The organism is Butyrivibrio sp. AE2032 (genome assembly GCF_000702965.1).
The window spans coordinates 1-24,183 of record NZ_JNLF01000002.1; the positions used below are offsets into that span (position 1 = coordinate 1).

Annotated in this window: 20 protein-coding genes; all 20 read left to right on the forward strand. The window is 49.5% G+C overall.

Features of this window, described 5'->3' with window-relative positions; genetic code table 11:
* A partial coding sequence (locus BO18_RS00080) for a methylglyoxal synthase (RefSeq protein ID WP_051688362.1) occupies positions 1–386 on the forward strand: 386 nt, incomplete at its 5' end.
* Positions 371–1,030 carry an MBL fold metallo-hydrolase gene (locus BO18_RS00085; protein WP_051688363.1) on the forward strand — a complete coding sequence of 220 codons (660 nt, stop codon included), beginning with the start codon at positions 371–373 and terminating at the stop codon, positions 1,028–1,030. The genes BO18_RS00080 and BO18_RS00085, both read left to right, overlap by 16 nt.
* 370 nt (positions 1,031–1,400) lie before the next feature.
* Positions 1,401–2,444: a phenylalanine--tRNA ligase subunit alpha gene (locus BO18_RS00090; protein WP_034442098.1), complete on the forward strand. Its 1,044-nt coding sequence runs from the start codon at positions 1,401–1,403 to the stop codon at positions 2,442–2,444.
* A 20-nt stretch (positions 2,445–2,464) separates the two neighbouring features.
* On the forward strand, positions 2,465–4,882 hold the full coding sequence (gene pheT, locus BO18_RS00095) for a phenylalanine--tRNA ligase subunit beta (protein WP_034442101.1): 2,418 nt from the start codon (positions 2,465–2,467) through the stop codon (positions 4,880–4,882).
* A 205-nt stretch (positions 4,883–5,087) separates the two neighbouring features.
* Complete coding sequence (locus BO18_RS00100) at positions 5,088–5,390, forward strand: hypothetical protein (protein WP_034442104.1); 303 nt, start codon at positions 5,088–5,090, stop codon at positions 5,388–5,390.
* Entirely contained in the window at positions 5,377–6,738 is a 1,362-nt protein-coding gene (locus BO18_RS00105; protein ID WP_034442107.1) for a hypothetical protein, read from the forward strand. The genes BO18_RS00100 and BO18_RS00105 overlap by 14 nt, the downstream gene beginning before the upstream one ends.
* A gap of 17 nt (positions 6,739–6,755) precedes the next feature.
* Entirely contained in the window at positions 6,756–7,772 is a 1,017-nt protein-coding gene (locus tag BO18_RS00110) for a hypothetical protein (protein ID WP_034442109.1), read from the forward strand.
* Between the two features lie 77 nt (positions 7,773–7,849).
* Entirely contained in the window at positions 7,850–8,083 is a 234-nt protein-coding gene (locus BO18_RS00115; RefSeq protein ID WP_034442112.1) for a hypothetical protein, read from the forward strand.
* Positions 8,084–8,104: 21 nt separating this feature from the next.
* Positions 8,105–8,527, forward strand: a complete 423-nt coding sequence (locus BO18_RS00120; protein WP_034442114.1) for a YerC/YecD family TrpR-related protein — start codon at positions 8,105–8,107, stop codon at positions 8,525–8,527.
* 10 nt (positions 8,528–8,537) lie between these two features.
* On the forward strand, positions 8,538–11,336 hold the full coding sequence (gene secA / locus BO18_RS00125; protein WP_034442117.1) for a preprotein translocase subunit SecA: 2,799 nt from the start codon (positions 8,538–8,540) through the stop codon (positions 11,334–11,336).
* 144 nt (positions 11,337–11,480) lie between these two features.
* Positions 11,481–13,118 (forward strand): hypothetical protein, encoded by a 1,638-nt coding sequence (locus tag BO18_RS00130; protein WP_034442119.1) that lies wholly within the window; start codon positions 11,481–11,483, stop codon positions 13,116–13,118.
* Positions 13,119–13,289: 171 nt separating this feature from the next.
* Positions 13,290–14,924 carry a hypothetical protein gene (locus tag BO18_RS00135; protein WP_034442122.1) on the forward strand — a complete coding sequence of 545 codons (1,635 nt, stop codon included), beginning with the start codon at positions 13,290–13,292 and terminating at the stop codon, positions 14,922–14,924.
* Positions 14,925–15,064: 140 nt separating this feature from the next.
* Positions 15,065–15,910, forward strand: a complete 846-nt coding sequence (locus tag BO18_RS00140) for a purine-nucleoside phosphorylase (RefSeq protein ID WP_034442125.1) — start codon at positions 15,065–15,067, stop codon at positions 15,908–15,910.
* 12 nt (positions 15,911–15,922) lie between these two features.
* A complete protein-coding gene (locus tag BO18_RS00145; protein ID WP_034442128.1) occupies positions 15,923–17,182 on the forward strand; it encodes an adenosylhomocysteinase in 1,260 nt (419 codons plus the stop codon).
* Between the two features lie 167 nt (positions 17,183–17,349).
* Positions 17,350–17,832 carry a peptide deformylase gene (def, locus tag BO18_RS00150; RefSeq protein ID WP_034442131.1) on the forward strand — a complete coding sequence of 161 codons (483 nt, stop codon included), beginning with the start codon at positions 17,350–17,352 and terminating at the stop codon, positions 17,830–17,832.
* Between the two features lie 3 nt (positions 17,833–17,835).
* Positions 17,836–18,795: a methionyl-tRNA formyltransferase gene (fmt, locus tag BO18_RS00155; protein ID WP_051688364.1), complete on the forward strand. Its 960-nt coding sequence runs from the start codon at positions 17,836–17,838 to the stop codon at positions 18,793–18,795.
* Positions 18,796–18,818: 23 nt separating this feature from the next.
* A complete protein-coding gene (rsmB, locus tag BO18_RS00160; RefSeq protein ID WP_034442135.1) occupies positions 18,819–20,240 on the forward strand; it encodes a 16S rRNA (cytosine(967)-C(5))-methyltransferase RsmB in 1,422 nt (473 codons plus the stop codon).
* Entirely contained in the window at positions 20,237–21,274 is a 1,038-nt protein-coding gene (gene rlmN / locus BO18_RS00165; protein WP_034442138.1) for a 23S rRNA (adenine(2503)-C(2))-methyltransferase RlmN, read from the forward strand. The genes rsmB and rlmN overlap by 4 nt, the downstream gene beginning before the upstream one ends.
* Entirely contained in the window at positions 21,271–22,017 is a 747-nt protein-coding gene (locus BO18_RS00170) for a PP2C family protein-serine/threonine phosphatase (protein ID WP_051688365.1), read from the forward strand. The genes rlmN and BO18_RS00170 overlap by 4 nt, the downstream gene beginning before the upstream one ends.
* A gap of 8 nt (positions 22,018–22,025) precedes the next feature.
* Positions 22,026–24,170, forward strand: a complete 2,145-nt coding sequence (pknB, locus tag BO18_RS00175) for a Stk1 family PASTA domain-containing Ser/Thr kinase (protein ID WP_034442141.1) — start codon at positions 22,026–22,028, stop codon at positions 24,168–24,170.
* Positions 24,171–24,183 lie beyond the last annotated feature (13 nt).

Genomic DNA, 24,183 nt, shown 5'->3' on the forward strand with positions numbered 1-24,183 from the left:
TAGTTTTGATGGCTGACAACAGGAAGACCGAACTGCTGGTCAATTTCTGCATCGCATACAAGCCTTTGCTTGAGAAACATCAGCTCATCTCAGTTTACAACACCGCCAAGCTTCTTAAATCCGCCGCAGATCTGGATGTCTCAGGTCTCTCCGTGGATTATTCAAGCGGTTTCGAACAGCTTGCATCCAGAGCCGAGTATAACGGTATCGACTGCGTCATCTATCTCAGGGACGGACGCCAGGTCGGTGAATCGAACCCGTTTGAACTGCTCGACGTCTGCGATCAGAATACCATCCCTTATGCGACCAATATCGCATCTGCGGAGATTCTCGTAACCGCCATCGACAGCGGTGCTCTTGATTACCGCGAATGGAACGCAGTCTGATAACCGTTCCGTTCGGTCCTCTCGGATCCAATATGTATATAGTCACCGGTCCTGCCGGTATATTTGTCATTGATCCTTCCGTATCTCCGGAGAAGGCGGAGGCGTTCTGCGGCATGCCCGGCCTTTCCAAAGGTGAGTGCGGGGTAAAGGGCATCTTTCTTACCCACGGTCATCACGATCACATCAAGTATGTCACCGAATGGCAGGACGCATATCCCACGGCAGGGCTGTTCTTCAGCAGCAATGACAAAGACCTTCTCGGCAACGGTTATATGAACTGTTCGTACGTGGAAGGCACGCAGGTTGTCTATAACTTCAAGTTTACGAATCTTGATGCTCTTAACGGGGCAGCGATATACAAGGCTGACGGGATCGATGTCAGGGTATATGAGACACCGGGACATACCATGGGCAGCGTATGTTTTCTTTTCAATAACGACGGTGAAGAGATGTTATTTACCGGCGATACCGTTTTCGCGGGATCCGTCGGAAGGACTGACATGCCGGGCGGCTCGGCTCGCGATCTTGCGGATTCCATTAGGCGGATCAGCAAGCTGAAGCCCGAACTGAAGATATTCCCGGGCCACGGACCTGCTTCGACCATCGGGGATGAGATCAGGACTAATCCGTTCTTTGAGATGTGAACCTCAGTGTTTGCTTGACTTTTTCGGAAATTAATATATAAAATATTGTTCTGCAATGAAGGTGCGTAAGTAGTCTTTCTACAGACAGTAACAGAGAGTCGTGTCACCGGCTGAAAGCACGATACTAAGGGTAGTAAGATGAATTTCAACACTGGAGCATTCTGTCGGAAACGGTAATTTTACTGACTAAGCAGATGCATTCGCTGCGGCATTACAGTGGCGGCTATAAGTGCGAAAAGACTGATATTTCAGTTTTTCGAACATGGGTGGTACCGCGAAGGTGCAGATAATATGCTAATTCGTCCCATGGCAATGAATAATTGCCGTGGGATTTTTTTATGCTCAGGCGGTAAGAAACAAGGAGGAAAACATGGCTGAACTCAGTGAATTAAGTGAGAAGTTATCCGCTATTAAGAGTCAGATCGAATCTGATCTGGCAGGAATTACCAGCTCCAAGGGAATCTTCGAGTACAGAAAGAGCGTTATGGACTCTAAGGAAGGCAAGATCGGTTCCCTCATGAAGGAGATGGGCAAGATCCCGAAAGAGCAGAAGGCCGAGTACGGCAAGATGGTCAACGAGATCAGAAACTGGGCCACAGAGAAGTTCGATGCTTTGGATGCGGAATTCAAGGCTGCTGAGCAGAAGGCACGTTACGAGGCTGAGGCCATCGACGTAACGCTTCCTTCCAAGAAGCTCAAGAAGGGCTATCTCCATCCGAATACTCAGGTCAGAAACCAGATCGTCGATATCTTCGGTTCAATGGGCTTCTCGGTCTACGAAGGAAACGAGATCGAGACAGATCACTATAACTTCACGGCTTTGAATATCCCGCAGGATCACCCTTCACGTGACATGCAGGACACATTCTATTTGAGCCCTGAATTCCTTTTGAGAACACAGACCTCTGCAGGTCAGGTTCACGTTATGGAATCTCAGCAGCCGCCGATAAAGATCATCTCACCCGGTAAGGTTTTCCGTTCGGATGACGATGCCACACACTCTCCGATGTTCTCCCAGATGGAAGGACTTGTAGTGGACGAGGGCATCACGCTCTGCGACCTTCAGGGAATGCTAGACGTATTCGTTAAGAAGATCTTCGGCGAGGAGACAAGGACAAGATTAAGACCATCTTACTTCCCGTTCACGGAGCCTTCAGTAGAAGTCGACGTATCCTGCTTCCAGTGCGGCGGCAAGGGCTGCAAGCTCTGCAAGGGAACAGGCTGGATCGAAGTTCTCGGTGCAGGCGTGGTCAACAAGAAGGTTCTTGAAGGCTGCGGGATCGACAGCGACAAATACAGCGGTCTGGCTTTCGGTATCGGTATCGATCGTATTGCCATGCTCAAGTACGGCATCAACAACATCAAGCTCCTGTTTGAGTCTGATCTCCGCGTACTTGAACAGATCGATGACTAAGGATAAAGGAGGCAAATACTATGTTAGTACCATTAAGCTGGCTTAAAGATTATGTTGATATTGACGTTACTCCGGACGTGCTCGAAGAAAAGCTCTTCAGCTGCGGATTCGAAGTGGAGGAAAAATACGAAGTAGGCAAGGACATCAGCAAGGTCGTTGTCGGAGAAGTTAAGACATGCGAGGCAATCGAGGGTACACACCTTCACCTCTGCACTGTAGATGCAGGCGAGAACGGCATCCTTCAGATCTGCTGCGGCGCCGATAACGTTGCTGCAGGCGGCAAGTATCCTTTGGCACTCATCGGTGCGCAGGTTTATGCAACCGCAAAAGATCACGTAACTGTTGAAGGCCTCATGACCATCGGTCAGGGCAAGCTCAGAGGCTACGATTCATACGGCATGCTCTGCTCCGGCGTTGAACTCGGCGTATCCGAGGACATGTTCCCCGGTGCTGGATACAACGGACTTCTCGTTCTTCCCGCTGACTCCGTTCCGGGAGCAGACGTTAAGCCCATTCTTGGCCTGGACGATTATATCTTCGATGTTTCCATTACGGCTAACAGACCTGACTGCCAGTCGATCTTCGGTATCGCACGTGAGGTTGCCGCAGTCCTGGGCAAGCCCGTTAAGGAGCCCGCTCTTGATTACACCGAGAGCGATGTTGCCATCGATTTCAACATCCGCGTATCGGCACCCGATCTTTGCCCGAGATATATCGGACACTATGTATCTGACGTAAAGATCACGGAGTCTCCCTCTTGGATGAAGCGCCGTCTGGCTCTTGTAGGCTGTTCTGCGATCTCCAACGTTGTTGATATCACCAACTATGTCCTTTACGAGCTCGGCCAGCCGATGCACGCTTTCGATTATTCTTATCTCGAAGGCGGAGAGATCCATGTGCGCCGCGCCGAAAACGGAGAGAAGATCGTAACATTGGATGAGAAGGAATTCGCTCTTACATCAGATAACCTCGTCATCTGCGACGGCGTTAAGCCCGTTGCGCTTGCAGGCATCATGGGCGGCCTTAATTCCGAGATCCTGGATTCGACTTCCGCAGTCATGTTCGAAGCTGCAAAGTTCGCTCACGACAATATCCGTAAGAGCTCAAAGGCTCTGGGCCAGGTATCCGATTCCTCAATGAGATTCTCCAAGGGAGTTGACGAGTACACGACGGTCATGGCAATGAAGCGTGCTCTGCACCTCATCGAGGAGCTCGGCTGCGGAAAGGTATCCAAGACTTCTTTCGATGTTAATACAGGCAATTCCATTGAGCCCAGAAAGCTTACCGTAAGCGTTAAGCAGGTTAACGGCGTACTTGGAATCACGGTTCCTGATGAAGACATCGTCCGCATCCTGACAGGTCTTAACTTCGCGCCAGAACTTAACGGCGATGAGCTTACGATCTACATCCCGGGTTACCGTGTCGACATGGAATCCTATCAGGATGTTGCTGAGGAAGTCATCCGTATGTACGGCTACGATCACATCACGCCTACATTCATCCCGACGGCAAAGGTCACATCAGGCGGATATAATCTCAAGCAGCGTTCTGAGCTCAAAATCAAGAACGCGCTCTGCGCGGCAGGCGCTTCCGAAGGTGTTCATTATTCATTCTTCTCACCCTCGGACTTCGATCTTTTGAGACTCCCTGAAGATGCTCCCGAGAGAACTGCCATCAAGATCCTTAACCCGATTAACATCGATCTTTCTCTGATGCGTACGACATTAGCGCCCCAGATGATCAAGGCGATGGCCAGAAACCAGAAGAATTCCATTCTGTCCGGCCGTATCTACGAGATGGGAAACAAGTTCCTTCCGAAGGCCCTGCCTCTCACGGAATATCCTGACGAGCGCGAGACCATCTGCATCGGCGTCTTCGGCGACGATGAGGACTTCTACTCGTTGAAGGGTCTGGTTGACGTTATCGCTTCCGCATTGGACGTCACTTTCGATTATGAGAAGGATACGAAAACATTCCTCCACCCGGGCAGAACCGCAAAGGTCATCTGCGACGGTGAGGAGGTAGGCTATCTCGGACAGGTACTTTATGAGATCTGCGACGAGCTCGACATGAGAGTTCCCGCATACGTCGCAGAGATCGACCTCCGTGCTTTGAGCAAGTACTACGGAAAGGAAAGAAAGTTCATTCCGCTTCCGAAGTTCCTTGAAGAAAAGCGTGATTTCTGCTTCGTAATGGACAAAGATATCACATGCGCTGCAGTCGAAAAGGAGATCGTGGCTTCCTGCGAGTACATTACGAAGATCGAGCTCTTCGATATCTATGAGGGTGCGCAGCTCGGCGAAAACAAGAAGAGCCTTGCTTTCAGCGTTGTATTCACACCTGGTGATGAGGAGTTCAAGCCTGAGGTCATCGACGGCTTCGTCAAGGACATCCTCGATAACCTCAACGCCAAATTCGGAATCACTCTGCGTGCCTGATAAGCAAACCGTTATAATAAGGTAATAGGGCGCCCGCTGAAAGGGAAAAAGCCCTGAAACATAATAAGTTCAATGCTTTGAAGCACTTATGCCGTCCGGTCCGCCGGGCGGCTTTCTTTGTCGGTTTTGTCGGATTTTGTCGTACTTTGTAAGGAATATCAAATGACTTGAGCCTGTATGATTTTAGTAAAAAAGGAGACTTATCATGTCTACACTGGAATCTGCAGTCTGCATGTCACTTATCCTCGTTATGCTTGCTTTTATGATCACAGGTCCCGAGGCTATAGCGCTCGATTCTTTCGACTGCGCCAAAGACGGGGGCAACGAGCTCTTTTATATGGAGCGGGACAGGGAGATCTTTTATCAGAACAATGTAAACGGAGCGGTCTGTTACGATACTTCGCCCGAAAGGCTCTGCACGTTCCTTACGGGGATATCGGATAACTTCAGGCTCATCTACGGATCCGTTTTCGATCTTTCACAGGAGGCCGGCAATGAAGAGGGTTGATAAGCTTTTACGTAACAGAAAGGGTGCATCTTCGCTTTTTCTCGCGGTAATAATGGCGGCGCTGATACTCGTTGAGTGCACGTTTGTGGCTTTTGTTTGGAATCTTGATTATGCATTGAGTGTCAATACCGCGCTCAAGACACAGATCGAAACGATCCTGGCCGATTACAACAGGCAGCTCTTTGATGTATACGGCATATATGCCTTCACCATGGATGACGTTGACGATGAGTGCTTTTACAAAGCGCTCGAGATAAACGGACTTGCGCCTGAGTCCGAACTCGGCGTGGCAGGATTGTCGGAGCTTACCGCAGATGATCTGAAGAAGGTTATCTCGTCTTATTACAACTACAGAGGTCCGGGAATAGCTTTGAAGGGGCTCATCGAAGGATATTCGGCGATGATCCTTGAACTCGATGAACAGGGTATATTCAAGAATGTAGGACAGTTTATGCAAAGTCCCGCGGCCGATTATGTGTCGAAGATGATAAAAGGAGCGGATTCCGCGGAGGAATGGGTGAAAAAGGCGGGAGATACCCTCAACATAGAGGAACTCGTCGAACAGATCGCCGACATCGATTCGATCCGTAAGGATTACAGGGACGCGACCAGAGACTTGGAGCTCGATATAGACATCGACGTAGCCGATTGGGACGGCTTTCTGGAGAGTATAGCTTCACTTGAATCAACTCTTGATCTCTTTTCAGATTCCACGCCTGATGCAATGAGAAAGTTCCAGACAGCGCATTACTGCGCATATAATTTCGACTGCTGGTACAGGCCTGACGGCGACGGCTCCATTAACGGCACGGACTTTGACAGCATACACGGATCTCACGAAGCCGACTGTGAATACATCATCACAGGACTGGACAGGTATCAGTCCGTGATAAAACTTGGCTTCATCGTAAAAGACATCCTCATCGCCGCAAACATGCTCAAGGATTATGCCGATGAGAAATTCAGGAACACCATGGAGGTCTTGGGTGAAATGATATCCGCGATAATACTCGCGGTAAGCGAGGGAACCGTAAAGATCGACCCCAAGATAATCGCCTTCGGGCTTACTTTCTACTGTGCTGTCGTTCAGTCCATAAAGGATTACTGGTACGTGATCCACGGGGACAGGGCAGTCATATTCGAATACGACGGCACGAAAATGGTGACTTTCAGCTACCGTGAATTCCTGTATCTTTTCTGTCTTTGCACACCTGAAGAGGACCTTCTGGAAAGAAGCCTGGAGATCCTTACAAGGGATTACGGAACCCTCTATACGGGAATAAGCCTTGAAGCGGATTTCAGGGGAAGCGTCTATTCTTCGGAACGGTCCTATCAGCTTTATGAATAAAGAAAGGAGGCAGGATCATGAGATTTAAAACAGATAAGAAAGGCAGCGTGAGCATCGAAGCTGCTATCGCCTTTACGATAACACTAGTATTTCTGGCATCGGTCATCAGTGCCATCGATCTGTACAGAACGGATATCCTAATGAGAAGGGCATGTGAGCAAACATGTGAAAAGATGTCCTTGCTCTATCCTGTTTCGGTACCGGCATCAGATCTCATGTCTGCGGCCATAAACGTGTTTCCTGATACAGGAACAGGCGGTGCAAAAGGCGCTGATGTTGTATCTAAAGCTGTATCTGTTGCGACAGGTTTTGACGATGCTACGGGTCATACGATAACGGAACTCATTCTTCAGGGTGTTTTCGCGCATACCATGGAAGAGCAGATCCGGGAGGCTTTCATCGAGAGGAACGGCGGTTCGGAGTTCTTCGCTCCTGAGGACATAGACGTCTTTTTCGAGATAAATGATGAACATCACATAATAGAGGTCACCACCGAATATTCCGTGGTGACTCTGGCGGGCGTCAAGACCAGGAGCATCTATTCGGTAATACCACTGTACGGAGATCCCGTGCTGATGCTGCAGGGTGAGGCGGCACAGGAAAAGCAGGATGAGGAGAAGGAAAACATCTGGTCGATGAGCAATTTCGACAGGGGAGACAGGTTCAGGGAGATCTTCGGAGCGAATCTTCCGAAAACATTTCCGGTAATAGATGCCGTAAACGGCGGCGAGATAACCGCCATAAGGAGCATAGACCTGACGTCGCCCTATTATCAGGATATCTCCCACATTCAGAAGAAGATCAAAGAGGACATAACCTCGTTAAGCTGTTTTGAACCGCAGTCGGCGGTGATAAACGGTAAGACATATTCGGTCGATCAGGTTGATTCCAGACATCTTACGGTTATAATTCCTGAGAACTCCGGCGGGATCGGCAGGGAAGCGGTCGAAGAGATGAAGGGATATGCCCTGATCCACGGCGTTATCCTCGATATAGCCGAATATGATGTTTCCGAGAAGTATTCAGAGGGATAGGTACCTTAAAATCGCCTTTATTGTATTAAAATAAATAATGCGTTATTATGTATGGGTATGTTTGGAGGTAAGAGAAGTTGAAACATAATAACAGCGTTAGGCGTCCGAGTCTGGCAAACTCTAAGATCAATACAGACAAGTCTTCGTCTCTCTCGATCGGTGATTCGCTGAGAAAGGCAAAGACCAATCTTATTTTCTCCAGATTGCTCCTGGGCATCCTTGTTGTTCTTGCCATTACCGTGATCTTTGTTGCGATCTACATGGGATACGCCACACCGATCTGGAATTACCTGACCGATGCGGTTACATGATATCAAGTAAAAGGTGACAAGATGGACGGCATTAAGGACACTCATTTTACGGATAGTGAACTGGAAGAGTTAACGGATCTTTACAATGCGATGCTGACTATGAGGGACAGCAGCGAGATGCATAAGTTCTTTGTGGATCTCTGTTCCATAAACGAACTGCACTCATTCCTTCACCGTTGGCAGATCGTCAGAAGGATCGAACAGGGAAAGAGTTACGAGGAGATAATTAAGGAGATATCGCCTGCGGAATCTTCGGAGGAAGGCAAGACCGACCCCGGTAAGAGGTCTACAGGGAGAGCCCGCGGGAAGGCAAGATCTTCCACAAAGGTCAGTTCCACTACTATCTCAAGGGTCAAGAACTGTTATGTTAACCCCGACGGCGGATACAGGACTGCACTGAACAGACTTAAGGAAGCTTCCGAGAAAAATAAAGAAGAGGAATAAAAGGTACAAAATGGGATTATTTGAAAATCTTTTCGGCACACACAGCGATCACGAACTCAAGAGGATCAAACCCTTGGTTGACAAGGTTTTGTCCTATGAGGAGGAATACTCTAAACTGAAGGATGAAGAACTTCAGGCAAAGACAGAGGAATTCAAAAAGAGATATGCGGACGGCGAATCTCTCGATTCACTGCTCCCTGAGGCATTTGCCACAGTAAGAGAAGCTTCAACGCGTGTACTCGGCATGAAGCACTACAAAGTTCAGATCATCGGCGGCATCATACTCCACCAGGGAAGAATCGCCGAGATGAAGACGGGTGAAGGTAAAACGCTCGTTGCGACACTTCCTGTATATCTCAACGCCCTCACAGGCAAAGGCGTTCACGTAGTAACGGTAAACGACTACCTCGCAAAGCGTGACTCCGAGTGGATGGGCAAGGTTTATAAATTCTTGGGACTCTCTGTCGGTCTCATCATCCACGACATCCCGCTCAAGGACCGTAAGTTCATGTATGCGTGCGATATCGTTTACGGAACCAACAATGAGTTCGGTTTTGACTATCTCCGTGACAACATGGTCGTAAGCAAGGACCAGATTGCCCAGAGAGAACTCAACTACGCCATCGTCGACGAGGTCGACTCGATCCTCATCGATGAAGCGAGAACCCCTCTCATCATTTCGGGCAGAGGCACGGAATCTTCAGATCTTTACAAGAGAGCTGATACATTTGTTAAGGGCCTGAAGCAGTACGTAGTAGTCGAGACAGACGACAAGGTCGACATGGACGAGCTCGTAGGCGACGCAGATTACGTTACGGATGAGAAAGCTAAGACATCAGTCCTTACCGCAAACGGTATCGCTAAGGCCGAGAAGTTCTTCAATATCGAGAACCTCTCAGATCCTGATAACTTCGACCTTCAGCACTATATCAATAACGCCCTGAAGGCAAACGGTAACTTCAAGAGAGACCAGCAGTACATCGTTCAGGACGGACAGGTCGTAATCGTAGACGACTTCACCGGAAGACTTATGCCGGGCAGACGTTTCAGCGACGGTGTGCATCAGGCTATCGAAGCAAAAGAGAATGTTAAGGTCGCAAATGAGAACAAGACGCTCGCGACCATCACATTCCAGAATTTCTTCCGTATGTATACGAAGATCTCCGGCATGACCGGTACGGCTTATACGGAGGAAGCAGAGTTCAGACAGATCTATAACCTCGACGTTATCCAGATCCCTACGAACAACGTGATTCAGAGAATCGACGAATACGACGCAGTATTCAAGACAGAGAACGGAAAGTATGCTGCCATCCTCAAGACAGTTAAGGAAGCAAACAGCAAGGGTCAGCCTGTTCTCGTAGGTACCGTAAACGTCGACAGATCAGAGCTCCTGTCACGTATCTTTACCAAGTACGGCATCAAGCACAACGTGCTGAACGCCAAGAACCATATGAAGGAAGCCGAGATCATCGCGCAGGCAGGCCGTAAGGGAACGGTTACCATCGCCACCAACATGGCAGGCCGTGGTACCGATATCATCCTCGGCGGTAACGCTGAGTTCTATGCCATCCAGGAGATGAGAAAACTCGGTTATCCCGAAGACCTCATCACAGAGTCCACAGGCTACGGCCCTACGGAAGATGAGCTCATCCTCGAGGCAAGAACCAGATTCAAGACACTCAAAGAGAAGTTCGAAGAGGAACTCAAGCCGGAAGCTGAAGAAGTAAAGGCTTTGGGCGGTCTTTATATCGTAGGTACCGAGCGTCACGAATCAAGACGTATCGATAACCAGTTAAAGGGACGTTCCGGACGTCAGGGAGACCCCGGAAGATCCAAGTTCTTCCTCTCTCTGGAAGACGATCTCCTTAGAATCTTCGGCGGCGACAGAGTAACCGCGATCTATGACGGACTCGGCATCGAAGACGACATGGAACTTCAGGTAAGATCCCTTACAAAGGTCATCGACAGCTCACAGAAGAAACTCGAGGCAATGCACTTCTCAGCACGTAAGAGCGTCCTCGAATACGACGACGTCAATAACGTTCAGAGAACGATCACATATGAGCAGAGAAGACAGGTAATCTTCGGTGAGGATGTTCACGGTCTCTATCTGCAGATGATCGACCGTGTCGCTTCGCGTGTATGCAACCAGTTCGCTCTTGACGGTGTTATCACCGCTACTGAGAGATACTCTCTCGGCAAGATGCTCGAAGATATCTTCGGACCCCTGCCCACAGTACTTAAGGTTCAGGATGTCGATCAGGATATCCCCGAGTGTGATGAGCTCGCTGCACAGATCGCTGAAGAGGCAAAGGCTAAGCTCGAGAAGAACGAGAGCGAGGTCGAATCCGAGCAGTTCCACGAGATGGAGCGTCAGATCATGCTGAGGACCGTCGACCTCAAGTGGATGGATCACATCGACGCATTGGATCAGCTCTCCAACTCCATCAGGATGAGAAGTATCGGACAGCACGATCCTGTTGTCGAGTATAAGCTCGAAGGTTCTGCAATGTTCGAAGAGATGAACGAGAACATCCAGAATGATGCGGTCAAGTTCATCATGAGAGTAAACTTCACACCCGAGACAACGATCGAGGCAAAGCCCCAGGTAAGGGAGATGTCCGAGAACCACCCGAGTTCCGCTAAGGTAACTCCTTTGTCGGCTTCCAAGCCCATCGAAGGATCTGCCGGTGATACGGCTCCCAGAGAGCCCGTTAAGCGTGATCCCAAGAAGGTCGGTCCCAACGATCCGTGCCCCTGCGGTTCAGGTAAGAAATACAAGAACTGCTGCGGTAAGCGCAACTAAGCATAAATAACGTAACTTGATTATTGAAACTGCCTCATACGGGGCAGTTTTAATTTTGCATATGCGCATTGTTCTGCTATTCCAAATAGTCTTTTTACCTTGATATAATTAATTATCTTTTTACGAAAAGGGGGGGACAGATTGATGAAATTTCAGAAGTTTGTGGCATCCGCATTGACGGCTGGTATGATGCTCTCATTCGTGCCTGCGACGGCAATGGCTGATACAACTGGCTGGAGCGAGGATGAATGGGGATGGAAGTATTACACTTCCTCGACGGAGTATTACGTCAATACCTGGAAGGAAATCGACGGGTACTGGTACTATTTCTACGAGGACGGATATGTCCTTAAGGATACTTTTGCCTGGATTGACGGTGATATGTATCATTTCGATGCAAAAGGGCGTATGGACAAGAATAAGTGGATCCCGTGCCGGTATTTCATAACAGGTTACAATAGCGATGGTTACCCGATCTACGATAAATCACGTTCGCAGTGGCGTTATGTCGGAGCCAACGGAAAGGTATATTCCGGCTGGAAAAAGATCAATGGCAGCTGGTACTTTTTCGGAGATGAAAAGACCGGTTCCGTTTATAACGATTACGGCATCATGGCTACCGGACAGCCGTATTTTGTAGATAACGGCAAGCAAGAACGTTTTGAGTACTATTTTGCTGACAATGGCAAGATGGTCACTAATAGTTGGGTTCAGAATCAGTATGGCAGTTGGGGTTTTTACGGTTCCGACGGCCATGCATATAAAGGCTGGCATAAGATCAGCAATAAATGGTATTTCTTTGATTATTCTTATGAGATGAAGACAGGTATCCTTTTCGATTGGGAGAACGATGGATCCGTATGGTTCCTTGATCCGTCAGGTGCAATGAACACAACACCGGGCTGGCATAAGGATCCTTCTACAGGTTTTTATTGCTATCTTAAATCCGGCGGTAAGGGATATCAGTCAGAGTGGCTTAAAGTCGGTAAAAAATGGTATTATTTCGACCGTTTCGGACAGATGGTATCCGGCTGCAAGAATGTTCTAATCAATGATAAGCTCTACGATTTTGATTCTAACGGCGTTTGTTCTAATCCGGATTCCGGAAGGCCGGTAAAAGGCTGGCAGCAGATATCGGTCTTATACATGGATGGTCCCGCAACCAGTTGGGCATATGCAGATAGTAAGGGTGAACTTTACCGCGACAAATGGCTTACACAGGGCAGTTCCACCTACTATTTCGATGAACAGGGGCATATGGTCTCTGATTATGATGGTTTCCCTCTTGAAGGTAAGCTCTATAAGGCCGATGCTTCCGGAAGAGTTACTCAATATGGCAAGGATAAGCCCGGCTGGGTAGAATTAGGTTATGGATGGGCCTATATAGGTTCCGACGGAAAATACTATACAGGCTGGAAGAAGATCAACGGAAACTGGTACTATTTTGATGAATGGAGCGGTATTACGTTTCCAAACAGTTTCTGGTCTATGTATGATGATCCGAACATACAGTACTTTTTTGACGAGGATTGCAAGATGGTAACCGGCTGGTTCCAGTACTCGGATGAATGGTGCTATGCAAAACCGGACGGCCGCGTTGCAGAGGGTGAGTGGCTGAAGTACAGGGGTTCCTGGTATTATTTAACAGATGGATTTCCTTCTATGTCAACTGCTTATAACTATGTAATCAACGGCAGAGGATATAATTTTGATGAGAACGGCAAGTGTTTGAATCCTGATGATCCTTGTGTTGCAATTGTCGATGATACCGTTTATGAATGATCTGAACGCTGACTTGACATGATGATTAATTGAATTAGGAGTTGTCTCAAAAGTGACTAGTTCACAGCGAGGCAACTCCTTTTGCATATGCGCATTGTTCTGCTATTCCAAATAGTCTTTTTACCTTGATATAATTAATTATCTTTTTACGAAAAGGGGGGGGACAGATTGATGAAATTTCAGAAGTTTGTGGCATCCGCATTGACGGCGGGCATGATGCTTTCATTCGTGCCTGCAACGGCAATGGCAGATTCATCCGGCTGGAGAGAGGATGAATGGGGATGGAAGTATTACACTTCCGACAACGAGTGTTACATCAATACCTGGAAGGAAATCGACGGGTACTGGTACTACTTCTACGAAGACGGCTATGTTCTTAAGGATACTTTTGCCTGGATCGACGGCGATATGTATCATTTCGACGCTAAGGGACACATGGATAAGAACAAGTGGATTCCGTGCCGTTATTTTGTTACGGGCTACACTGATTTAGGTGCTGAGATCTACGACAAGACCCGCACACAGTGGCGTTATGTCGGTTCCAACGGAAAGGTCTATTCCGGATGGAAGAAGATAGGCGGCAGCTGGTATTTTTTCGGTGACTGCAAGGAAGGCGGTTTTGTATACGATTACGGCATCATGGCTGTCAGGCAGAACTACTTTGTCGGAAACATGACAGATGATTATCTCGAGTACTATTTTGAAGACAACGGCAAGATGTTGAGCAATGCCTGGCATAAGAATATCTGGGGCGACTGGTGCTATTACGGCGCTGACGGACGTGCTTATGAAGGCTGGCACAAGATCAACAACAAGTGGTATTTCTTCAAGTTTGATTATTCTATGGTTACCGGCCTTTATTATGACTGGGAGACAGGTGCATGGTTCTTTGATCCCTCCGGTGCGATGAATACAACTCCCGGATGGCATCAGGATCCCGCTACGGGCAATTGGTGCTATCTGAGATCTGACGGCAGCGGCTATCGTAACGAATGGCTCAGGAGCGGAAACAAATGGTACTATTTCGATCTTTTCGGAAGAATGGTCTCCAATGCCAAGAACGTTGTCATCAATGATAAACTCTATGACTTTGATAAGAACGGCGTATGCGCCAATCCTGATTCCGGAAGGAAGATAACAGGCTGGAAGAAGGTCTCGAATTTTACTACTGACGGTGTTATCGAAGCCTGGGTATATGGTGATTCGAACGGTAAGCTTTACCGTGACAAATGTCTTGATCAGGCCGGATCAAAATACTTTTTCGATGAAGAAGGATTCCTGATCACTGACTGGAATGAGTATCCTAATGACGGAAAACTCTATTCGGTTGACAAGGACGGAAAAGCCACAATGTACGGAACCGGCAAGACCGGCTGGGTGAAGACTTCCACCGGATGGATCTACATAGATTCTGACGGTAAATTCAGTACTGAATGGAAAAAGATGAACGGAAACTGGTATTACTTCAACGGATACAACGGTGTCACCGTTCCGAATTCTTTCTGGTCGATGTATGATGATCCCAGCATAGAATATTATTTTGACGGTGACTGCAAGATGGTGACCGGCTGGTTCCAGGATGGATCTTCCTGGTACTATTCAGGATCCGACGGACGGGTATATATGGGCCGCTGGCTCAACTACAGGGGCTCCTGGTATTATTTCTATCGGGGCTGGGGTGCAATGCTCGAGAATGTTTACCACTTCGTTATCGACGGCAGAGGCTATGATTTCGACGAAAACGGCAAGTGCATTAATCCTGATAATCCGGCTGTAGTAATAGTCGAGGATTATATCTACGAATGATCTGAATACTGAAGTTGATCAGATTTGATAATCCCTGGGGCTGTCTCATATGAGGCAGCCTCAGTTCTTTTATCTGTGATAAAATAATATCTGCCGTTGTTAACAACAAATAATACTGCAACGGATAGAAAGAACTGCTTATGATCACCGATACAGCTGAATTTGTTAAACGTGTCGACGGAGCGGCTTCCTATATCAGGAATGCGCTTTCCGGAAGGCCGATACCTTCCGTCTGCATAGTCCTCGGTTCAGGACTGGGTCCTCTGTCTTCCATGGCTGAAGATGCTCTGGAGATACCTTATAAGGAGATTCCGGGTTTCCCGGTTTCAACGGCGCCCGGACACAAGGGAGCACTTATCGCGGGAACGCTTTCGGGCAAACCCGTTTTCATGATGAACGGAAGGTTCCATTACTATGAAGGATATCCGATGGAGACCGTTACTTTCTATGTGAGAGTAATGGGCAGGCTCGGAGTGAAGGCTCTGTTCCTGACAAATGCTGCGGGCGGCATAGATCTCGACATGAAAGTCCCTGAGCTGGTCGCCATAACGGATCACCTGTCATTCCTTGCAGAGCCGGTCTTAAGAGGTCCCAACATCGCGGAGTTCGGCACGAGATTTCCGGATCAGTGTCATGTCTACGATCCCGCGCTTACGGACCTTCTCGAGAACTGCGCAAAAGATCTCGGCATAAGAATGAGAAGAGGCATCTATGCATATTCCAAGGGTCCTCAGTATGAGACTCCCGCAGAGATAAGGGCATGGAGGACGTTAGGTGCTGCATGTGTCGGAATGTCCACTGTACCTGAAGCTATAGCGGCATCTCACATGGGCATCAGAGTCGCTGCCGTATCCTGCATAACGAATATGGCTGCAGGTATTACCGGTAATGCGTTGTCGGAACAGGAAGTCCTTGATAACGCTGCGCTTGCTTCTGAGAACAGCTGCGCACTGGTAAGAGAGTTTATAAAGAGAATCGAAATATAAGGAGAGTCACCGATGGGAAATTTTAATTACGAAGTCAGGGATATTGCCCTGGCGCCTTCAGGCATAGAGAAGATCGAATGGGCATACCGCAATATGCCCGTGCTCAGAGCCATTGAGAGCGAACTTATCGAAAAGCAGCCTTTTAAAGGCCTTAAGATCTCTGTCTCCGTCCATGTCGAAGCGAAAACAGCATGCCTTGCAAGAGCGCTTGCCAGGGGCGGCGCTGAAGTTGCACTTACAGGATGCAATCCGTTATCCACGCAGGATGACGTTGCTGCGGCGCTCGCCTCGATGGACATAATGAACGTTTACGCCGTCCACGGCGATTCCGAAGACGAATACTGGGGAAGGCTTAAGAAGGCATTGAGCTTTGAGCCTGACATCGTAATTGACGACGGAGGCGATTTTGCTCTGCTCCTCCATTCGGAGTTAAAGGACATGGCTGCCAAGGTAAGAGGCGGCTGCGAGGAGACCACTACGGGCATTCACAGGCTCGAGATACTGAAGGGCGAGGATAAGCTCCTTTATCCCGTCATCGCAGTCAACGATGCAAGATGCAAGCATCTCTTCGACAACAGGTTCGGTACCGGTCAATCCGTATGGACGGCCATAATGGCTACAACAAACCTCGTCGTTGCCGGCAAGACTGTCGTAGTCGCAGGCTACGGAATGTGCGGCAGGGGCGTTGCCATGAGAGCAAAGGGCTTGGGCGCAAAGGTCATCGTCACTGAGATAGACCCTGTAAAGGCTTGCGAAGCCATCATGGAAGGCTATCAGGTCATGACGATGGACGAGGCTGCCCCTCTGGGTGATTTCTTCGTTACCGTAACCGGCTGCAAGGACGTCATCGTTGCAAGGCATTTCGAGGCAATGAAGGACGGTGCTGTATGCTGCAATGCGGGACATTTCGACTGTGAGGTATCCGTCAAGGATCTTAAGGAGATGTGCGTCGAGCAGACTGAACTCCGCCATAACATAATCGGCTATAAGCTCGGCAGCGGAAAGACCGTCTGCGTTATCGCCGAGGGGCGTCTTGTAAACCTCGCATCAGGCGACGGACATCCTGTTGAGATCATGGATATGAGCTTTGCGCTTCAGGCACAGTCAGCCATGTATATCGCAAACAATCCGGACAGACTGCCTGTCGATGTATATCAGACTCCCGAAGTCATCGACAACCGCGTTGCAGAGATACTGCTCGCAACGAAGGGGATCAGGATCGATGAACTGACGGAAGAGCAGAAGAAGTACATCAGTTCCTGGGATCTTTGATCTATAAAAGACAGATAATCGTTTTTGAAAAGCATTGCCAAACTTCGACATATCCTCCGATGTTTGGGATGCTTTTCTTTATTGATGTTTCCCTTTGTCCTTAACTTGTTAATTTATATATTAAAAATTATAATGTATGCGGAAAATTACGAATGGAGACATTGACAATGGCTTTAAGAAATCTGGTACTTGAAGGTGATCCGCTCCTTCGAAAGACGAGCAGACCCGTAGATGAGATAACTCCCAGGATAATCAAGCTCCTGGATGACATGGCCGACACGATGTATTACGAGGGCAGAGGCATCGGTATTGCAGCTCCCCAGGTCGGAGTGCTCAGAAGAGTGTTTGTCGTTGACGTTGGCGATGAACACGGACTTATCGAGTTCATCAATCCCGAGATCCTGGAGACATCCGGTTCGCAGACTGCGAATGAGGGCTGCCTCTCGGTTCCGGGCAAGACATGTGAGGTCGAAAGGCCCGATCATGTCAAGATCAAGGCGCTGAACAGGAACGGCGAGGAATTCGTGCTCGAAGCAGATGAGCTCCTTGCAAGATGCATCTGCCATGAGTACGACCACCTTAACGGTATTCTCTTCATAGACAAATCCGTAGACGGCAAGGTCTACAATACAGACGACAGTGAGGATTGATCCTTGGACAGGCGTGAACTTAAGATAATATTCATGGGAACGCCTGAATTCGCAGAGACGAATCTCAAGGCACTGACTGACGGCGGTTTTGACGTGGTGGCAGTTCTTTGCCAGCCTGACAAGCCCGTCGGAAGAAAACATATACTCACGGCCCCTCCGGTAAAAGTTTTCGCGCAGGAGAAGGGCATAGAGGTTTATCAGCCTGACACTTTGAGGACTGAGGAAGCGTATGAGAAGCTCGCTTCTTATAATTCTGACCTCATCGTTACCGCTGCCTACGGTAAGATCCTTCCGCAGCGTGTGCTCAATCTCCCGAAGTACGGCTGTATCAACTGTCACGGAAGCCTTCTTCCCGCAAGAAGAGGCGCATCTCCCGTTCAGCGCGCGATATTGGAAGGCGACAAGGTCACCGGTGTCACTTTCATGAAGATGGATGCCGGCATGGATACCGGCGATATCATAGACAAAGTCGAAGTTGAGATAGGACCCGATGAGCATACGGAAAGCCTCATGAACAGGCTCGCTGAAGCAAGCGCGGAAAAACTTCCGTCGATCATTGACGTATGGGTCGAAGGCAAACTTACCACGGCAAAACAGGATGAATCCAAAGCCACGAACTGTCCGCCAATAAGTCCTGAAGAAGGCGAATTTACCTGGGATCAGGACGCATCAGATATCCACAACAGGGTAAGGGCGCTGAGCGCATGGCCCGGCGCTTTCGTTCTTAAGGACGATAAGAAACTCAAGGTGCTTGATTCACAGGTCTTTGACGATGAGACAGCTGTCCCGGATGAGTTGAAGGACTCTGAGCCCGGTACGGTCGTTAAGGCTAAGGGCGGGGATCTGATCGTAAAGTGCGGAAAAGGATTCCTTAAGATAATTGAACTGCAGCAGCCGGGCGGAAAACGTCTTAATGCAAAGGACTGCGCACACAATTTCGCGGTCGGGAAACCGGTCATCTGAGGCGGGGATACAGGAGCTGACATATGCCTGACGAGATAAAGTATAAGAAGAAGGAACTGCAGAAGATAATCGCGGATGACAACGAACGGGAACTTTGCTTCCTCATGCTCTACTGGGTATATGAGAAGGACGCTTATTCCAATCTCGTTATCAAGAAAGCCGACAAGATCGCTTCGGAACTTGGAAAGAAACTGGATTTCGCCAGAGCCATGCTCTACGGAACTCTGACATATACTTTCACGATAGATTTCCTTATAAGGCATCTTACGAAAGAAGAGACGGAGACCATGGATCCCGTTTCAAGGACGGCCATAAGGATGGCTGTCTGGCAGATACAGTTCGGAAACAACATTCCCGAATATGCGGCTGTCGATTCTGCCGTTGAGATCACGAAAAAATACAATCACAAGGCTTCGGGCTACGTGAACGCCGTATTAAGGAAGTTTACCGAGTGCCCTGAGGCAAAAAGATACCTGGAGCAGTTCAAGCCCGGCATAAGGGTTTCCTTAAAGCCTGAGATCTACGGAATCTTAAAGAAGGATTTCGGCAAGCAGGAAGCACTCGAGATAGGTAAGGCTTTCTTGGAACCCGCACACATCACGGTAAGGTTCGACGCGCATAAGGCCGATCAGGAAACCGTGATAAAGGAACTGAAGAAGGAAGGTATCACAGCCGTAAAGGGCGGATTCATTCCCGACTGTGTCGAGATAACGGGCGGACTTAACGGCCTGGAGAAATCAGAAGCATTCAATAAGTTCGGCATGTTCGTTCAGGGGCAGGGTGCAATGCTCGCATCCCATGTCGCACATCCGAGAGTCGCCGACAAGATCCTCGACTGCTGCGCCGCTCCCGGCGGCAAATCGACCCACATGGCCCAGATGTGCCGTGACGATCTTTACATAATCGCATTAGACATCAATGAGGCAAGGCTCAAGCTCGTAAGGGACAACTGCGAGAGACTGGGGCTGACTTCCATAGAGACCATCTGCGCCGATGCTTCGAACATCCATAAGGATGACAGGGATTCCAAGAAGACATATGATATCGTGCTCTGCGACGTTCCTTGCAGCGGCCTTGGACTTCTCGGAAGAAAGCCCGATATCAGGGAGAAATTCACATACGAAGAGTTGGATGAACTCATTCCTCTTCAGTATTCGATATTGGAACATGCGGCAAAGATGCTCCGTCCCGGCGGAACGCTAATATACTGCACATGTACGCTCAACTCCGACGAGAACGAGAATCAGGTCGAGGCATTCCTTGCTGAGCACAAGAGATTCCATACGGTATCCATCAAGCCGTACCTTCCGGAAGGCATCTACATGGATGAGGAGCGCGAAGAGCGCGCGGAGAACGGCATGATCACACTCCTTCCTCACATAGACAAGTGCGAAGGATTCTTCATCTGCCGCATGGAAAGAGACAGAAAGGATGAAGAGTCTTGAGAGAAAAGTTCTGTCTTGATCTGACACAAAAAGACCTTACTGCCTGGTGCGAAGGACGCGGCGTTCCGAAATACCGCGCTTCGCAGATATACGGCTGGCTGTCTTCGGGCTGCGTTAAGACCGAAGATATGACCAATGTTCCGAAAAACGTCAGGGCGATGCTGGAAGAGGACTTTATCTTCGGAGGGTTTGACTTAAGGCAGCATCTGGTATCAAAGCTCGACGGTACGGAAAAATTCGTTTATGCGCTCCACGACGGAAACATAATAGAGACTGTTGCCATGAGATATAAGACGGGCATATCCGTATGCATTTCTTCCCAGGCCGGATGCAAGATGGGCTGCGCTTTCTGCGCGTCCGCGAAGATCGGCTTCGGCAGAGATCTTTCTTCGGGCGAGCTCCTGGCACAGGTGACAGTCACACAGAAAGTGCTTGGCGAGAGGGTCCACAGCGTTGTCATCATGGGTATCGGCGAGCCTTTCGACAACTACGAAAACGTCATGGGATTCATAAGACTCGCGAACGATCCCGAAGGATTGAATCTGGGCGCCAGACATATAACTTTGTCCACATGCGGACTTGTGCCCAAGATTGAGGAATTCACCAAAGCGGGTCTTCAGGTTAATCTTGCGGTATCGCTTCACGCGCCGAACGACGAACTCCGCAAAAAGCTTATGCCCGTGGCAAAGGCGTATTCCATAGAGCAGCTCATGGGAGCATGCAGGGAATATACCGCAAAGACCAACAGGAGAGTGACTTTCGAGTACAGTCTTTTCGCAGGCGTCAATGACACTCCCAAGTGTGCATCAGAGCTCGTAAAGCTTTTAAAGGGCGGGCTCTATCACGTCAATCTCATCGCGGCAAACAAGGTGCCCGGAACCGTATTCCAGTCGGCGTCTCCCGCAAAGGTAAAGCAGTTCAGGGATATTCTTGAATCCGGCGGCATCAATGCGACCATAAGGCGCGAGATGGGATCGGACATAATGGCTGCCTGCGGACAGCTCAGAAGAGGAACGATAGAGGCGGAGCAGTGAGAGTATTCGGCATGACGGACAAGGGTCCCGTAAGGGACATGAACGAAGACAGTTTCGGCTACGAGACTGTCGGCAACGTCCTTTGCATGGCGGTGGCTGACGGTGTCGGAGGCGAAGCCTGCGGCGAGATCGCGAGCCGCATCGCAGTCGATTCCGTCATAGAGGAACTCAAGGAAAGCCTTCCTTTCGTAAAGGACAGGGAAGCGCTGCCTTCCTATCTTAAGACTGTCTTCAACAAGGCGAACATAAAGATCCTTAAGGACTGTCTGGAGCACAGGGAACGCCTTGGCATGTGTACGACGCTTACCATTGCGCTCATGAAGGGCACGGAGCTCACCATTGCCCACATCGGCGACACTAGAGGATACATGCTCCACGGTTCTGAGCTGATAAAGCTCACGGAGGATCACAACGAGGCCGGCAGGCTCATAAAGCAGGGACTCATTACCGAGGATGAGGCAAAGCATCATCCCGGAAGGAGCAGGCTGTTTAAGGTGCTGGGAGAGAATCAGTATCTCAATCCCGACATTTACAGTTATAATATAAGTTACGGCGATTTGGTCTTCCTGTGCTCTGACGGGTTATATGCCGCCATGAGCAACGAACAGTTCAAGGCCTGCGCCAGGGCGCGCGGTGATCTTGAGGGCATTTGCTCCAGGCTCATCGCACAGGCTCTTGAAGGAAAGAGCAGTGACAACATTACGGTAACAATAGGCAGGGCAGAGCCCGCCGTTGAATTATAGGGGGAATTATGGCTAATCAGGTTCACGGCCCTGAGGGCATGATATTTGCGAATAAATACAGGATCGTAAAGCTTATCGGTTCCGGCGGTATGGCTAACGTTTATCTCGGTATCGACATGAATACCGGCGTCAACGTCGCCATCAAGATCTTAAAGCCCGAGTTTTCTTCCGATGACGAGTTCATCAGAAGATTCGATGCGGAGGCAAAGTCGGTTGCATCCCTTAATCACGCAAACATCGTAAAGGTCTACGGCGTAGGTCACGAAGGCAACTTCAGATACATCGTTCAGGAATACATCGAAGGCATCACGGTTAAGGACCTCATCAATCAGAACGGTCACCTCGACTGGAGGAATGCCGTCCCGATCGTCATCCAGATCGGTCTTGCACTCGATTACGCTCACCAGAACGGCATCGTGCACAGGGACATCAAACCCCAGAACATCCTGATCTCCAGAGACCGCGTCGCTAAGATCACGGACTTCGGTATCGCACGTGCGGCTTCTTCGACCACCATCACTATGACCGGCGTCCAGATGGGCTCTGTTCATTATTTCTCGCCCGAGCAGGCGAGGGGCGGAAATGTCGGTCCCCAGTCCGACATCTATTCTCTGGGCGTTACGCTTTTCGAGATGGTAACGGGAAGACTTCCTTTTGACGGCGATTCGAACGTGGCCATCGCGGTAAAACATCTTCAGGAGACGCCGCCGGTCCCTTCATCACTGATGCAGGGCATCCCCAAAGGTCTCGATTCCATCATCGCGAAATGTATGCAGAAATCGCCCGAGAGACGCTATCAGACCATGCGTCAGCTCGTAACGGAGCTCGACTCATTGCTCGTTGATCCGAACGGCGTGTACGGTGTCATCACAAATGTTCCCGAAAAGAATACGAACACGGATACGAACATCTCTTTCAGGCAGGATCCTGAATACGAGAAGATCTCCGAGATCGAGAAGAGCGCTGAATCCAGGCGTATCTCCAGATTCAGGGATAATGTTCTCCTGGCTCTCATCATCGTTGTCATCGTCGGCGTTCTTATCGGCATCGGCATACTTGTCGTCAAGGCTGTCGGCAATGCGACTCAGATTGAGGAGAATACCGATTATGAGGTCGAAAACTATGTGGGCCTCACGGCGGACGAAGTCATCAAGAAACTCGATGCATCGGGCGTCAGCTACTCCGTAACATACAGGGTTACCGACGCTTATGAACCCGGCATCGTTATCGACCAGAGCATCCAGCAGGGTGTGGTCATTTCGACGGCCAGCAAGATAAGCAATCTCGTCATAACCGTATCCTCGGTTGACGAATCCATCGTCCTTCAGGATTATGCGAATACTAACTACGAGACATGCGCGACATCGCTTAAGAACCTGGGTCTGATCGTTTCTTTCCGTCCCGAGCCTTCCGATTCAGTTGAACCCGGACTCGTAATAAGGACCGAGCCGGAGGCCGGCACTCAGGTATTGAGAGGCGACACCATCATCGTCGTTTATGCTACTGAGCCTTCATCTGCAGTGGTTCCCGACGTTGTAGGTAAGAGCGTTGCGGATGCCGTTCAGAAACTTGAAGACAGCAACCTCAACTACACCGTAGAGGGTTCACCTGAAGTTCTAGCACTTCCTGCCGGACAGCAGTACGTCATCCTTACAAATCCTGTATCCGGCACGACTGTTGCAAGAAAGTCCACAGTTAAGCTCTATGTAGGAACAAAAGAGGATTACCAGAACGGCGGCACGCCCACTCCCACACCTCCGCAGGCTAAGGTCGAGATCCTTGTCAACGGCAGCGGTACGGTAACAGGAGGCGGCATGTACGACCTCAATACGCAGGTAACGCTCACGGCAACTCCTGCGACCGGATTCAAGTTCGACTGCTGGCTCGACGCTTACGGAAATACTCTGGCCGTTTCAGCCACATACACATTCGTTGTAAAGGAGAGCATGACGTTCACCGCGGTATTCGCGGCACTCCCGACGCCTACTCTGACACCTCCGCCGACGGCAACGCCAGTACCGCCGACCAATACGCCGATACCGACGCCAGTACCGCCGACGGATACACCTGTTCCGCCTACGCCTACACCTGTCCCTGAACAGGGCGGCAACCCGGGCGGTGAACAGGGCGGCAACGAGGGTCAGCCCGGATAGTGGCCGGTATCAG